Annotated in this window: 10 protein-coding genes; 6 read left to right on the top strand and 4 right to left on the bottom strand. The window is 73.7% G+C overall.

The features are described 5' to 3' along the window. The first annotated feature begins 9 nt into the window (after window positions 1-9). The 5 genes from V5O49_RS12945 (at window position 10) to V5O49_RS12925 (ending at window position 5,381) form a co-directional block, all read left to right on the top strand. Window positions 10-1,695 carry an ABC transporter ATP-binding protein gene (locus V5O49_RS12945; protein ID WP_332902559.1) on the top strand — a complete coding sequence of 562 codons (1,686 nt, stop codon included), beginning with the start codon at window positions 10-12 and terminating at the stop codon, window positions 1,693-1,695. Beyond that, window positions 1,692-2,912, top strand: a complete 1,221-nt coding sequence (locus V5O49_RS12940) for an ABC transporter permease (protein WP_332902558.1) — start codon at window positions 1,692-1,694, stop codon at window positions 2,910-2,912. The genes V5O49_RS12945 and V5O49_RS12940 overlap by 4 nt, the downstream gene beginning before the upstream one ends. Continuing rightward, window positions 2,909-3,835, top strand: a complete 927-nt coding sequence (locus tag V5O49_RS12935) for an ABC transporter permease (RefSeq protein WP_332902557.1) — start codon at window positions 2,909-2,911, stop codon at window positions 3,833-3,835. Before V5O49_RS12940 ends, V5O49_RS12935 begins: the two co-directional genes overlap by 4 nt. Window positions 3,836-3,906: 71 nt before the next feature. Beyond that, a complete protein-coding gene (locus tag V5O49_RS12930; RefSeq protein WP_332902556.1) occupies window positions 3,907-4,896 on the top strand; it encodes an ornithine cyclodeaminase family protein in 990 nt (329 codons plus the stop codon). Next, window positions 4,893-5,381 carry a nucleoside deaminase gene (locus V5O49_RS12925; RefSeq protein ID WP_332902555.1) on the top strand — a complete coding sequence of 163 codons (489 nt, stop codon included), beginning with the start codon at window positions 4,893-4,895 and terminating at the stop codon, window positions 5,379-5,381. Before V5O49_RS12930 ends, V5O49_RS12925 begins: the two co-directional genes overlap by 4 nt. Before the next feature lie 142 nt (window positions 5,382-5,523). On the opposite strand, the gene V5O49_RS12920 is transcribed toward V5O49_RS12925, so the two are convergent. From V5O49_RS12920 to V5O49_RS12905, 4 genes are all read right to left on the bottom strand, one after another. Next, on the bottom strand, window positions 5,524-6,840 hold the full coding sequence (locus V5O49_RS12920) for an alpha/beta fold hydrolase (protein WP_332902554.1): 1,317 nt from the start codon (window positions 6,838-6,840) through the stop codon (window positions 5,524-5,526). Window positions 6,841-7,030: 190 nt separating this feature from the next. Next, complete coding sequence (glpK, locus tag V5O49_RS12915; protein ID WP_332902553.1) at window positions 7,031-8,545, bottom strand: glycerol kinase GlpK; 1,515 nt, start codon at window positions 8,543-8,545, stop codon at window positions 7,031-7,033. A gap of 60 nt (window positions 8,546-8,605) precedes the next feature. After that, complete coding sequence (locus V5O49_RS12910) at window positions 8,606-9,340, bottom strand: MIP/aquaporin family protein (protein WP_278236432.1); 735 nt, start codon at window positions 9,338-9,340, stop codon at window positions 8,606-8,608. Window positions 9,341-9,463: 123 nt separating this feature from the next. After that, window positions 9,464-11,206: a glycerol-3-phosphate dehydrogenase/oxidase gene (locus V5O49_RS12905; protein WP_332902552.1), complete on the bottom strand. Its 1,743-nt coding sequence runs from the start codon at window positions 11,204-11,206 to the stop codon at window positions 9,464-9,466. A gap of 111 nt (window positions 11,207-11,317) precedes the next feature. On the opposite strand from V5O49_RS12905, the gene V5O49_RS12900 reads away from it, so the two are divergent. Further along, a complete protein-coding gene (locus V5O49_RS12900; RefSeq protein WP_278236434.1) occupies window positions 11,318-12,271 on the top strand; it encodes a sugar-binding transcriptional regulator in 954 nt (317 codons plus the stop codon). The last annotated feature ends 40 nt before the right edge of the window (window positions 12,272-12,311 follow it).

Genomic DNA, 12,311 nt, shown 5'->3' with positions numbered 1-12,311 from the left:
GAGCCGACCATGCCGACGACCCACCCGCCGGCCCCGGCACGCGATCACCAGGACACCGGCACGACGGCGCCCGCCCTCGCCCTGCGGGGCGTGACCCGGGTCTTCGGCGCCCACACGGCGCTCGAGACCGTCGACCTGGAGATCGCCGCCGGGGAGGTGCACTGCGTGCTCGGCGAGAACGGCGCCGGCAAGTCCACGCTGTGCAACATCGTGTTCGGCTCGCTGCCGCCCACCGCCGGCGAGGTGCTCCTCGCGGGGGAGCGGTTCGCTCCTTCCTCGCCGGCGGACGCGCTCGCCCGCGGGGTGGCGATGGTCCACCAGCACTTCTCCCTGGTGCCCACGCTCACCGTCCAGGAGAACCTGCTGCTCGGTCGGGGCGTGCGCCGTCTGCGCCCCGACCGGGCGGGGCTGTCCGCGCGGCTGTCCGCCATCTCCGAGACCCTGGGGCTGGAGGTCGAGCTCGGAGCCCGGGCCGGTGACCTGAGCGTCGGGGCCCGCCAGCGCGTCGAGATCGTCAAGGCGCTCCTCGACGAGCCGGCGATCCTGCTGCTCGACGAGCCCACGGCGGTCCTCGGGCCCGAGGAGGTCGACAGCCTGCTCGCGACGTGCCGACGGGTCGCCGCGGCCGGGACCGCCGTCGTGCTGGTGACCCACAAGCTCGGCGAGGTGATGCGTGTCGGCGACCGGGCCACGGTGCTGCGCGACGGGCGGGTCGCCGGGAGCGGCCCGCTCGCCCGCCGCGGCGGCACCGCCGGGGAGCCGGGCGTCGACGGCGCCGGGCTCGAGGCGGCCGACCTCGTCGGTCTCATGGTCGGGCGCGACGCCTCCAGCCTCGACCCGGTGCTGGCGGCGAGCGTCGGCGTCGTGTCCGGCGCGCCGGACGACGACGGCGGAGCGATCCCCGCGCGTGCGGTCGCGCGTCCCCGGGCCGAGGCGGAGGCGGCGCAGCCCGTGCTCGCCGTGCACGGCCTGACGGTGGACGACGCCGAGGGGGCCCGACGCGTGGACGGCGTCGACCTGTCGGTCCGGCCGGGGGAGATCGTGGGGATCGCCGGCGTCGAGGGCAACGGCCAGAGCGAGCTCGTCGCCGCCCTGTCGGGGGCGTTGCCGGCCTCGGCCGGGGCCGTCCTGCTCGACGGCGTCGACGTCACCCGGGTCGGGCCGCGACGTCGCACGGCCCTCGGCCTCGGCGTCGTGCCCGAGGACCGCCACCACGAGGCGGTGGTGACCGGGCTCAGCGTCACCACCAACCTGCTGCTGGGCAAGCTCCACCGCTTCCGCCGCCTCGGGCTGCTCGACCGCCGTGCCATGCACGCCGCCGCGTTCGACCTGACGCAGCGCTTCGACGTGCGCACCGCGAGCCTCGACGCCCCGATGTCGTCCCTGTCCGGCGGGAACCAGCAGAAGGCCGTCCTGGCCCGCGAGCTCAGCCTCGACCCGCTGCGCTGCGTCGTGGCGGCGCAGCCCACCCGCGGTCTGGACCTCGGCGCGGTGGACGACGTCGTCGCCCACCTGCGCTCCGCGGCGGACGCCGGCGTCGGCGTGCTCGTGGTCTCGAGCGAGCTGTCGGAGCTGCTGGTCCTCTGCGACCGCGTGCACGTCGCCTACCGGGGCGGTCTGCGCGGGCCGGTGCCCACCGACGGACCCGACGCCCGCGAGCGCGTCGCCCACCTCATGACGGGAGCCACGGCATGACCGCCCCGACCTCCACGGGACCGACCACCGACGTCGTCCCCGCCGACGCCGGCGGCGCCCCGCCGGCGCCGGCACCGGCCGCGCCGACGGGCACCGCCTGGCGCGACCGCCTCCTGGACGCCCGACCCGTCCTGGTGCCGCTCGCCGCCGTCCTCGGGGCGCTGGCCGTCAGCACCGTGCTCGCCGCGCTCGCCGGGGCGACACCGGCCGAGGCCGCCACCGCCCTGTGGGAGGGCATGGTCGGCACGCCGTACGCGATCGGGTCCTCGCTCAACGTCGCGGCCGTGCTGCTGCTCGTGGCCACCGGGTTCCTCGTCGCGCACCGCGCGGGTCTGGTGAACGTCGGCGGCGAGGGACAGATCGCCCTCGGTGCCGTCGCCGCCACCGCGGTCGGCACCTCGTTGCCGCCCGACGTCCCGGCCGCCGTCGCCCTGCCGCTGCTCCTGCTGGCCGCCGCGGTCGGCGGCGCCGCCTGGGCGTCGATCGCGGCCTGGCTCGCCGTGCGCCGGGGGGTCAGCGAGGTCATCACGACGCTGCTGCTCAACTTCGTCGGCGTCGCCGTGCTCGTGCTGTCCATCCACGAGGAGGCCCTCCTGCGCCAGCCCGTCACGAGCTCGGAGACGCTCCCGCAGTCCTCCCCGCTCGTGGAACCCGCCCACCTGCCCCTGCTCGGGATCCCGGAGTCCCCGGCCACGGCGGCCGTCGTGCTCGCCCTCGCGGGCGCCGTCGTCGGCTCGGTGGTGCTGCGTCGCACGGCCACCGGTGTCCGGCTGGAGGCCGTCGGCCGGTCCCGGCCCGCCTCGCTGCGCCTCGGGCTCCCGGTGGACCGGCTGCGGTTCTCGGCGCTCACGACGGCGGGCGCCACCTCCGGCGTCGCCGGCGGCGTCCTCGTCGCCTCCGTGCCGCACGTGCTCGACGAGGGCCTGGCCTCCGGGTACGGGTTCTCCGGGCTCGTCGTCGGGCTGCTGGCCCGGGGCTCCTTCACCGCCGCCGTCGGCATCGCCGCGGCCCTCGGGTTCCTCGTCTCCGGCGGGATCAACCTGCAGCTCGCCGCCGGCGTGCCGGCCTCGATCACCCAGATCGCCGAGAGCCTCATCATCCTCGGCGTCGCCGGGACCGCGATCTGGACCGTGCGCCGCACGTCCCGGAGCGCACCCCGGCGGCCCCGGCGGCGCCCGCGCACCGCCGTCCGCACCGCACCGGAGGTCTCCTCGTGATCCCCACCCTCACGGACCTGCTCGTCGCGAGCATCGCGCTGGCCGTCCCCGTCCTCGTCGCCGCCAGCGGCGAGCTCGTCGGCGAACGCGCCGGCGTCCTGACCATGAGCGTCGAGGGCATGATGCTCACCGGTGCGTTCGCCTCCGTCGTCGGGGCCACCTCGAGCGGCTCGGCGCTGTTCGGCGTGGCCTGCGGCGCCGTCGCCGGGCTGCTCGTCGGAGTGCTGCAGGCCGTGCTCAGCGTGCTGCTGCGGGCCGACCAGATCGTCACCGGCCTGGCCGCCAACGCCCTCGCACTGGCCGGTACGACGTTCGGCGCACGGCTCCTGCTGGAGCGCGGGGCACAGGTGCCCGGATTCGCGCGGATCGAGATCCCCCTGCTGGCCGACATCCCCGTCGTCGGGCCCGCCCTGTTCCGGCAGACCGGGCTCGCCTACGTGCTCATCGCCGTCGTCGTCCTGCTCGCGATCCTCACGTCGCGGCGCACGGGCTGGGGCCTCGCCGTGGACGCCGTGGGGGAGGACGCCGCCAGCGCGGACCGCTCCGGCATCCCCGTCCTGCGCGTGCGGTTCGCCGCCGTGCTCGTGGTCGGGCTGCTGTCCGGCCTGGCGGGCACCCAGCTCGCGCTGTCCGAGGTGCACACGTTCACCGACAACATGACCGCCGGGACGGGCTACCTCGCCGTGGTCGCCGTCATCGCCGGCAGCTGGCGTCCCGTCGGGGTCGCCGTCGCCGCCGTCGTGTTCGGGCTCGCCCAGGCCCTGCAGTTCACGCTGCCGGCCCTCGGCGTCGACGTGCCGTTCGCGCTGCTCGTGATGCTGCCGTACGTGCTGGCGCTCCTCGCCGTGGCCGGTCTGGTCAGCCACAGCCGGCCTCCGGCCGGGCTCAACACCTCGTTCGTGCGCCAGGGACGGCTGTCGTGACGCGGCCGCCGGGCCCCGCGCCGTCCCCTGCCGTCCCGCCCCTCGCCGCCCGCTCGACCTCCGGAGATCCCGTGCCGCTCGTCCTGACCCGCTCCGACCTCACCGGGCTCGTGTCGCCCGCGGCCGTCGTCGACGCCGTCGAGAAGGCGTTCGCCGACCTGGCCGAGGGTGCCGCCTCCCAGGCGCCGCTCGCCGTCGCCGCCGTGGACGACGCCGCCCACTTCCTGCCGATGACGGCCGTGTCCCGCCGGGCCGGGCTGGCCGGGTCCAAGCTGCTCGCCGACGTCCCCGGCAACCGGGGCCGCGGGCTGCCCGCCCAGCGCTCGGTGCTCGTGCTGGCGGACGCCGACGACGGCGCACCGGTCGCGGTGCTCGACGGCGGACTGCCCACCCGGTTGCGCACCGCCGCGGCCAGCGCCGTGGCCACGCGCTGGCTCGCCCCGCCGTCGGCCCGGGTGCTCGGGCTCGTGGGTGCCGGGGGACTGGCGCTGGAGCACGTCAGTGCGCTGGCGGCCGTGCGGCCGCTCGAGCAGGTGCAGTTCTGGACGCGGTCGGACGCCACGGCGGCGACCTTCGCCGAACGGACCGCGGCGCGCCACCCGGAGATCAAGGTGACCCGCGTGGACTCGCCGGCCGCCGCCGTCGGGACGGCCGACGTCGTGTGCACGCTGACCCCGTCGCGCGAGCCCGTGGTGCGGGGGGAGTGGTTCCACCCCGGCCTGCACGTCAACGTCGTGGGGGCTCCGCCCCGCCCGGACCACCGGGAGGTCGACGGCGTCGCGATGGCGCGCTCACGGGTCGTCGTGGACTCGGTGTCGACCGCGCTGGGCGAGTCGGGGGACGCGCTGCTGGCGATCGCCGAGGGGGCGATCGACGAGGCGGCGTGTCGCCTCGAGCTCGGTGACGTGGTCGCCGGTCGGTCGCCGGGACGGCGCTCGGCCCAGGAGATCACGCTGTTCGACTCGGTCGGCCTCGGGCTGCTCGACGTGGTGATCGGTCGGCTCCTGGTGGACGCCGCCCGGGCGGCCGGGCGCGGGCTCTCCGTAGAGTTGTCGGCATGAGTGCGGTGGAGCTGTCCCCGGTGGACCGGGCGCACCTGGCCGAGGCGCTGCGGATCGCCCGCGAGACGCAGGCCGAGGGCAACAAGTCGTTCGGCGCGGTGCTCGTGGCCCCGGACGGGCGGGTCCTGGCGACCGGCCGCAACGCCGCCGCGCAGACCGGTGACCCGACGTCGCACGCCGAGCTGGACGCGGTCCGGGCGGTCGGCCCGCGCGATCGTGACGCCGTCGCGGGCGCGACGATGTTCGCCAGCGGCGAGCCGTGCCCGATGTGCGCGGCGGCACTGGTGTGGTCCGGCGTCGGGCGGATCGTGTTCGGGACCGCTGCGGCCGACATCCGGGCGGTGGCCCCGGGACCGCCGGGGTTCCGCCTGCCGTGCGCCGAGGTGGTGGCGGCGTCGGAGGCGGAGATCGAGGTCGTCGGCCCGGCGCTCGGCGAGGAGGGCCTCGCCCCCTTCCGCGAGGTAGGCAACCCTGGGCCGAGGTAGGCAACCCTGGGCCGAGGTAGGCAACCCTGGGCCGAGGTAGGCAACTTTCCCGCGAGGTAGGCCTACCTCGTGGGGAAGTTGCCTACCTCGCCGTGGTCCGGCCTACCTCGGCGGGAACCTGCCTACCTCGCCGAAGAGTTGCCTACCTCGCGGGGCGGGGACCGCCGCGGGCGTCGAGCCGGTCCAGGAGCGTGGTGAACACGTTCCCGGCGCGCAGGCCGTCGTGCTCGAACTCGTTCGTCACCCACGCCCGGGCGTTGCGCACGTGATCCGCGGTGTCGAGGGACAGGTCGGCGTCGACGAACATGTCGTCGAAGTACACCGCGGCCTCCAGGGGTACGTCGTTGGCGGCGAGCGCCTCCATGTCGTACAGCGCGGGCCAGTCGCGTCGGGCTGCGAGCGCGTGCGCCGCGTCCCGGAAGGGGCGGAGGGCGCTGATCTGGTCGAACATCCAGGGGTAGATCATCTCGCCGGTGAACAGCAGCGGGCGCTCGTCGGGTCCGAACGCGCCGTCGGTGGCGCGGACCTCGGCGGCAGCCCAGGGGACGAACGCCCCGCCCTCGGCGTAGATGGACTCGTGCAGGACGGCGTACAGCGGGTTCGTCGCGAACGACGTCGCGGCCTCGACCTCGGCGAGGAAGGTGTCGGTCAGCTCGTCCGGGACGCCGTCGTCGAAGGCCTCGTCGACGATCCAGTGCACCCGCTCGAACCCGGGGCCCATCCCGAACGCCATCCCGAGCGACTGGAACCGCTCGACGCTCAGCAGGTCGCCACCGGGCAGGTGCACGTCACCGACGGCGATCCGGTCGGCGATCCGCGCGATCCGCTCGACGTCGGCGGGGTAGCGGTCGCGGTATTGCGCGTTCTTCGCGACGACGCGTGCCTGGGTGCGTTCGTAGACCTGCTCGGCGCTGTCGTGCAGGCCGGCCAGGCCGCCCGTGACGTAGCAGGCTGCCAGGCCCTCGGGGGCGAAGGAAAGGTAGGTCAGGGTGATGAACCCGCCGTAGGACTGACCGAGGCTGGACCACCGTCGACCGCCGTAGACGGTGTTCCGCACGTGCTCGGCGTCGCGCACGATCGAGTCGGCGCGGAAGTGGGTGAGGTACTCCGCCTGGGCCTCCGGGGAGCCGAGCCGCTGCAGCGCACCGGCGCGCACCGCCGTCGAGCGCCCCGTGCCACGCTGGTCGAGGAGCACCACCCGGAACCGCTTCAACGCTTCGCCGACCCAGCCCTCGGCGCCGGTCGGTCGCGGACCCTTGCCGCCCGGGCCGCCCTGGAGGAACACCAGCAGAGGCAGGTCCTCGGACCGCTTGGTCGGGGCGACCAGCTCGCGGACGAACACGCTCAGCGTGCGGTCGTCGGCCGGAGCGGTCCAGTCGAGGGGGACCGTGAGGGTGCGGTCGGTGACGTGGACGCCGGGGATCGTGTACGAGGACTCGCTCGTGACGGTGCTGCTCACCCGACCACCCTACGAGCCGGACGACCCGCACGTCCGGTGGCGTGGACAGGGCCGGGGGCCGGCACCGTGCGAACCTGGACGAGCCGAGGGGACGGCACGACCAGCGCGACCGTCGACGTTCCCGAAGTGGAGCGCCCCCAGGGCGCGTGAACGCGGTCGTGCTGGTCGTGCCGTCCCCTCGGCGGCAGTACTACTTGGTGTCGGCGTCGACCCAGTCGAAGGTCTTCGTGACGGCCTTCTTCCACTCGCGGTACAGCCGCTCGCGCTCGTCCTGCGGCATGGACGGCGTCCACCGCTGACCCTCGACCCAGTTGTCGCGGACGTCCTGCTCGCCCTGCCAGAACCCGACGGCGATACCGGCGGCGTAGGCCGCACCGAGGGCCGTGGTCTCGGCGACCTCGGGCCGCACGACGTCGACCCCGACCTGGTCGGCCTGGAACTGCATGAGCAGGTTGTTGGCGACCATGCCGCCGTCGACCTTGAGCTCGGTCAGGTCGACCCCGGAGTCGGCCCGCATGGCGTCCATGACCTCGCGGGTCTGGAACGCGACGGACTCGAGCGCGGCACGGGCGACGTGGTTGCGGTTGACGTAGCGCGTCAGACCGACCAGGGCGCCGCGGGCGTCCGGGCGCCAGTACGGGGCGAACAGGCCGGAGAACGCCGGGACGAAGTACGCCCCGCCGTTGTCGTCGACCTTGCTCGCGTAGTACTCGACGTCCGGGGCGTCGTCGAACAGGCCGAGGTTGTCCCGCAGCCACTGCACCAGCGATCCGGTGACGGCGATGGCTCCCTCGAGGGCGTAGACGGCGGGAGCGTCGCCGACCTTGTAGCAGACCGTGGTGAGCAGGCCGTTCTCGCTGGCCACCTTCTCCGTGCCGGTGTTGAGCAGCATGAAGTTGCCGGTGCCGTAGGTGTTCTTCGCGGTGCCGACCTCGAAGCACGCCTGGCCGAAGGTGGCGGCCTGCTGGTCGCCGAGGATGCCGGCGATCGGCACTCCCGGGACCATGCCCTTGGCCCGGCCGTGGCCGTAGATCTCGGACGACGAGCGGATCTCCGGCAGCATCGACAGCGGGACGCCCATGTCCGCGGCGATGTCCTCGCGCCACGAGAGCGTGTCGAGGTCCATGAGCATCGTGCGCGAGGCGTTGGTGACGTCGGTGACGTGGACGCCGCCCTCGGTCCCGCCGGTCATGTTCCACAGCACCCAGGTGTCGGTGTTGCCGAACAGCAGGTCGCCGCGCTCGGCGGCCTCGCGGGCGCCCTCGACGTTCTCGAGGATCCACGCGATCTTCGGTCCGGAGAAGTAGGTCGCCAGGGGCAGGCCGACGATCGACTTGTACTTCTCGGGCCCCTCGTCGCCGGCCAGGCGGTCGGCGATCGCCTGCGTCCGCGTGTCCTGCCAGACGATGGCGTTGTAGACCGGCTTGCCGGTGGTCTTGTCCCACACGACGGTGGTCTCGCGCTGGTTGGTGATGCCGACGGCGGCGATGTCGTCGTGCGAGAGGTTCGCGCGGGTGAGAGCGAGGCCGACGACCTCGCGGACGTTGTTCCAGATCTGCTCGGGGTTGTGCTCGACCCAGCCCGCCTGCGGGAAGATCTGGTCGTGCTCGAGCTGGCCGGTCGAGACGATCCGGCCGGAGTGGTCGAAGATGATCGCCCGGGAGCTCGTGGTGCCCTGGTCGATCGCGAGGACGTAGTCAGCCATGGTGGGTCCTTCGTGTCGTTCGTGCGTCGTTGCGGTAGGGGTGGTGGTCGTGAGGGCGTCTCAGCCGAAGGCGACCACGGGGGCGAGCAGGCCGGCGAGCACGCCGCCGACGATCGGGCCGAGGACCGGCACCCAGGAGTAGCCCCAGTCGCTGGAGCCCTTGCCCTTGATCGGCAGCAGCGCGTGCGCGATGCGGGGGCCGAGGTCACGGGCCGGGTTGATGGCGTAGCCGGTGGGGCCACCGAGGCTCGCACCGATCCCGACCACCAGCAGGGCGACGGCGAGCGGTCCGATGTCACCGGGCCAGTTGCCGAAGTTCAGCACCACGAACACCAGCACGAAGGTGCCGATGACCTCGGTGACGAAGTTCCACGGGTAGGAGCGGATCTCCGGTCCGGTGGAGAAGACCGCGAGCTTCGTCGCCGCGGGGGCCTCCTCGTCGAAGTGCTTCTTGTAGGCGAGGAACGCGATCGCCGAACCGAGCGCCGCGCCGACGATCTGTGCGCCGATGTAGGTGACGCCGTTCGCCAGCGTGACGGGGATACCGGGGCCGAACTCCGCGGCGCCGCTGGCCCAGATGCCGAAGGTGACGGCCGGGTTGATGTGCGCGCCGCTCGCGAAGGCGACGTACACACCGGAGAACACACCCAGGCCCCATCCGAAGTTGATGAGCAGCCATCCCCCGTTGAAGCCCTTGTTCTTGGGCAGGATGACGTTCGCCACCACGCCGGCACCGAGGAGCAGCAGCATCCCGGTCCCGAGCATCTCGGTGACGAAGAGTTCGCCTGTTGACATCGTCGTCTCGCTTTCTTGGTCTCCCGGGACCTCGCCCGGGTCGTCGTGCCGCGGCAGCGGTGCCGCGACGTACCGGTCCCGGCCCGGCCGCCACCAGCAGGTGGCGGCCGGGCCGGAGTCTTCTCAGGTGCGCAGGGGTCGCATCGACGCCACGTCGCCGGCCCGGCCGCGCGCGACGGCAGCGGCCTCGTCGTCGGTCGCGGCGGCGGCCGCGTCCTCGGCGTCGGCCCGGGCGGTGTAGCTGTCGATCTCGCTCTGCTTCGTGGCGTCGTCCCAGCCCAGCAGGGGTGCGACGACGTCGGCGATCTCGGGCAGCGCGGCCCGGCCCTTGTCCGCCACCTCGTAGACGAGCCGTGTCCGGCGGACCAGCAGGTCCTCCAGGTGCAGCGCGCCCTCGTGGCTGACGGCGTAGTGGATCTCGGCGCGCAGGTAGGCCGGCGCGTGCTCGAGCGGCTCGGCGAGCGAGGGGTCCTCCTCGCAGAGCGTGACGAGCTCGCGCAGCGCGGAGCCGTACCGGTGCAGGAGGTGGTCGACCATCGCCGGGCTCCAGCCGTACCGCTGCGCCCAGGACCGGGCCTGGCGCCGGACGGCGGACAGCCCGACCGCGCCGACGAGCGGGATCTGGTGGGTCACCGACGGCAGGGCGTGCGCCCGCTGGCCGATGGCGAAGTCGACGGCGTCCTTGGCCATGACGCGGTAGGTGGTCAGCTTGCCGCCCGCGATGACGGTCAGGCCGGGCGCGGGGGAGGCGACGGTGTGCTCACGCGAGACCTTCGCCGAGCTGGTGCCCTCCTTGGTGCCCGGCTGCAGCAGCGGGCGCAGGCCGGCGTAGGTGCCGATGACGTCCTCGCGCGTGAGCGGGTGGGCCAGCACGGCGTTGGCGTGGTCGAGCACGTAGTCGATGTCGGCGGCCGTGGCCACCGGGTGCACCGGGTCCAGCTCCCACGGGGTGTCGGTGGTGCCGATGATCCAGTACCGGGACCAGGGGATGATGAACAGCACCGACTTCTCGGTCTGCAGGATCAGGCCGACCTGCCCCTTGATGCGCTCCCGGGGGACGACGATGTGGATGCCCTTGGAGGCCAGCACGTGCAGGCCCCCCTCGTCGCCGGCGAGGGCCTCGGTGTCCTCGGTCCACACGCCGGTGGCGTTGATGACGTGCCGCGCGCGGACGGTGATCTCGCGACCGGTCTCCAGGTCGACGACGACGGCGCCGTTGACGGTGCCCGTGGCGCTCTTGGTGAGCTCGACGACCTGGGTGCGGGTCGCGGCGTGGGCGCCGTAGTCGACGGCGGTGCGTACGAGGGTCGCGACCAGGCGCGAGTCGTCCACCGACGCGTCCCAGTACTGGACGGCGCCGATGGCGGCCTCGTGCGCCAGGTCGGGGAACTTGCGGCTGATCTGCCGGCGCGTCAGGTGCCGGTGCAGCGGCATCGCGCGCTTGCCGGGGGCGACCGAGGCGAGGGTGTCGTACAGGGCGATGCCGGCGCCGACGTAGGCGCGTTCCCACATGCGGTGCTCGAGCGGGTACAGGAACGGGACCGGCTTGACGAGGTGCGGGGCGAGCTCCTTGAGGAGCAGGTCGCGCTCGGTCAGGGCCTCGTGGACGAGGGAGAAGTCGAGCATCTGCAGGTAGCGCAGACCGCCGTGGACGAGCTTGCTGGACCAGCTCGAGGTGCCGGCGGACCAGTCCTGGGCCTCGACGATCGCGGTGGACAGGCCGCGGGTGACGGCGTCCAGCGCGATGCCGGCGCCGGTGACGCCGCCGCCGATGACGAGGACGTCGAGCTCGGTGGCGGAGTCCTGCGAGCTCTCGAGCGCCGCCAGGGCGCGGGTGCGTGACTCGGCAGTGAGTCGGGAGGCCATCGGTCGTGCTCCTCTCGGTCGGGCTGGTACCCAGAGCAACACCGGTCGAACGTTCTCGCAAGCGGGATGCACGAACGTGCAAAAGTGCGGCGATCGCGCCATGCTGGTCTGGTGACGACCGATCGGGAGCGGGACGTGGTCATGGCGGCGACCATGTACTACCTGCAGGACATGAAGATGGAGTCGATCGCGAGGCACCTGCGCACCTCGCGGTCGACGGTCTCGAGGCTGCTCAAGAGGGCGCGGGAGACCGGCGTCGTCGAGATCACGCTGCGCCCGACGCACACGCGTGCACCCGGGCTGGGCCAGCGGCTCGCGGCGGAGCACGACATCGACACCTACGTCGTGCCCGTCCCGGACGCCGCCGACGACGCGGAGCGGCTCCGGCAGGTGGCCCGCACGACGGCGCGACTGGTCACCCGGTGGTTCGACTCCGACATGGTCCTGGGCATCGCCTGGGGCACGACGCTGGCCGCCGTCGCGGAGCATCTCATGGACAAGCCCACGCGCGGGTCCGCCGTCGTCCAGCTCAACGGCGCGGCCAACAACCGCACCTCGGGGGTGGCCTACGCCGGCGATCTGCTCGACCGGATCGCGGCGACCTTCGAGGCCCAGGCGCACCCGTTCCCGGTGCCTGCCTTCTTCGACTTCGCCGAGACCCGCGACGCGATGTGGCGGGAGCGGTCGGTGCGTCGCGTGCTGGACGTGCAGGCCCGGACCGACCTCGCCGTGTTCTCCGTGGGGGCACTGACCGGCGGCGTCCCGTCGCACGTGTACACCGCGGGCTACCTCGAGCCCGAGGACGTCGCGGCGCTGGAGGCCGCCGACGTCGTCGGCGACGTCTGCACGGTTTTCCTGCGCCCCGACGGGTCGTTCCGCGACATCGCCATCAACGCCCGGGCGACCGGCCCCACGCCCGACCAGCTGCGGCGGTTCCGTCGTCGCCTGTGCGCCGCCGCGGGCGACAACAAGGTGGCACCGCTGCGGGCGGCGCTCGCTGCCGGCGTCGTCACCGACCTGGTGATCGACGAGATCACCGCGGCGCGGCTCGTCGGCCAGGACTGACGACTCCCGCGGGCCACGGTGCGCCCGGCGGTTCTGCGGG

Origin of the sequence: Isoptericola haloaureus (genome assembly GCF_036689775.1) — a bacterium.
Taxonomy (GTDB): Bacteria; Actinomycetota; Actinomycetes; order Actinomycetales; family Cellulomonadaceae; genus Isoptericola; species Isoptericola haloaureus.
Note: the sequence above shows the minus strand (reverse complement) of the source record. Positions and strands in the feature narration are given on the sequence as shown.

Coding starts and splice junctions, on each gene's coding strand:
- glpK (WP_332902553.1), bottom strand. CDS start 8,545: ATGGCTGACTACGTCCTCGCGATCGACCAGGGCACCACGAGCTCCCGG.
- V5O49_RS12940 (WP_332902558.1), top strand. CDS start 1,692: ATGACCGCCCCGACCTCCACGGGACCGACCACCGACGTCGTCCCCGCC.
- V5O49_RS12945 (WP_332902559.1), top strand. CDS start 10: ATGCCGACGACCCACCCGCCGGCCCCGGCACGCGATCACCAGGACACC.
- V5O49_RS12905 (WP_332902552.1), bottom strand. CDS start 11,206: ATGGCCTCCCGACTCACTGCCGAGTCACGCACCCGCGCCCTGGCGGCG.
- V5O49_RS12910 (WP_278236432.1), bottom strand. CDS start 9,340: ATGTCAACAGGCGAACTCTTCGTCACCGAGATGCTCGGGACCGGGATG.
- V5O49_RS12925 (WP_332902555.1), top strand. CDS start 4,893: ATGAGTGCGGTGGAGCTGTCCCCGGTGGACCGGGCGCACCTGGCCGAG.